At 52.2% G+C, this 1,553-nt stretch carries 1 protein-coding gene; it reads left to right on the forward strand.

The window, feature by feature from the left end:
• Positions 1–1,553: hypothetical protein (locus AB4114_RS35735; RefSeq protein ID WP_441992675.1), on the forward strand; the 1,553-nt coding region annotated here is incomplete at both ends.

Genomic DNA, 1,553 nt, shown 5'->3' on the forward strand with positions numbered 1-1,553 from the left:
GATGGCGATTGCGCCGACATTTGGTGCGGGTGCGGTACCGACAGCCATCACAGCGGCAACGACGACAACGTACGACGATACAACGTACCGTCAAGGCACTCAAAGTTTTGCCATTACGTTTAACCAACCGATCAGCAAAACAAGCGGAACGGCAACGCTGGCGAATATTACGACAGCGAGTGGTCATACGATTGGTACAACGGGCGCAAGTGCGGTATGGCAAGCGGACGGCAAGTTGCTTGTAACGTTGGGGTCGGATGCAACAATAGAGCAAGGGGATACGATTCAGTACGATACAACGGGTGAGGGAATCCAGGATCCATCGCTGGAGAATACACTTTCGGGACAGTTAAGCGTACAAATTACGGAYAGCTTCGGCAGYAAAAAGCCAGCGATTGACGCAACAGCAGGGCTTGGAGTGACAGGAGCAGATGCAGCAGACGTAGCGTTAAGCGTAGGAGCAGACGCGACAGATACGATCACCGTCTACTTTGATACACCGACGAACGCGGCGATTGATGCAAGCAATGTGAACACCTATGTGAGTGTAACGAAAGCGRGAGGCGGAGCTGGAAGCTTAGGTTCAACGCCGACGGTAAGCTGGACGCTCAACAATACGGTTATGACAATTACGTTAGACGGAACGGGCATTGACGTGAAGAAAGGCGATACGCTGAACGTTGCTGCAAACGCATTGAAAAACATAGGGAATGAGGGTAGCATTGATGCGCTCTCGCCTGTGATTGGCGGTACGTTCGGAAATTCGTTTGCTGCAACATCGTTCGCGGCTACAGCAAACGCCAACAGCCATGGATACCGTCAGGGTGGCGAATACATTGATTTGGTATTCGACGCAAACACGAATAAAGTGGCGACGAATATGGAGAGCTTATCGCATATCTCTGTGAATGGCGGTGCCCAAACTGTCGGAACAGCGGTCTACGGCGCGAGCGCAGAATGGCTTAATCCAACTACATTGCGGATTACACTGGGCAGCGATGCAACGATCATCGTGACGGATACGATTGTTTTCGACGCTGTGGCAGCCGGATTGACGGATCCATCGGGTGAGAATGCAGTGGCAGCATTAAGCGGAGTTACACTGGGCGGTACATTGGGTACGCAACAACCGGGTCTAGTCAGTGTAACAGGGCATRACGATGGAGGACACGTAGGRCCGGAAGCAAGTGATACCGTCCGRATCGTGTTTGACATTCCGACGAACCAGTCGATTACAGCGGGTGATTTGGCGAATGCAGTCCTATTGTCGAACGGGACATGGGGGAACTCAACGGTCGTTTGGGTGGATGACAAAACGATGGACATCGTGTTGGGAAGTACGGCGAATGTATTCGCAACGTCGAATTACACGRTAACTATTGACTACGATCAATTGACGACCAATGGCAATCCGTTTACAAATATTGGATTGGAAGCAGCCAGCACGTCCACGGGATTGAGCACGGCGATGGCGATTGCGCCGACATTTGGTGCGGGTGCGGTACCGACAGCCATCACAGCGGCAACGACGACAACGTACGACGATACAACGT

Source organism: Paenibacillus sp. 2RAB27, from assembly GCF_052115445.1.
Taxonomy (GTDB): Bacteria; Bacillota; Bacilli; order Paenibacillales; family NBRC-103111; genus Paenibacillus_E.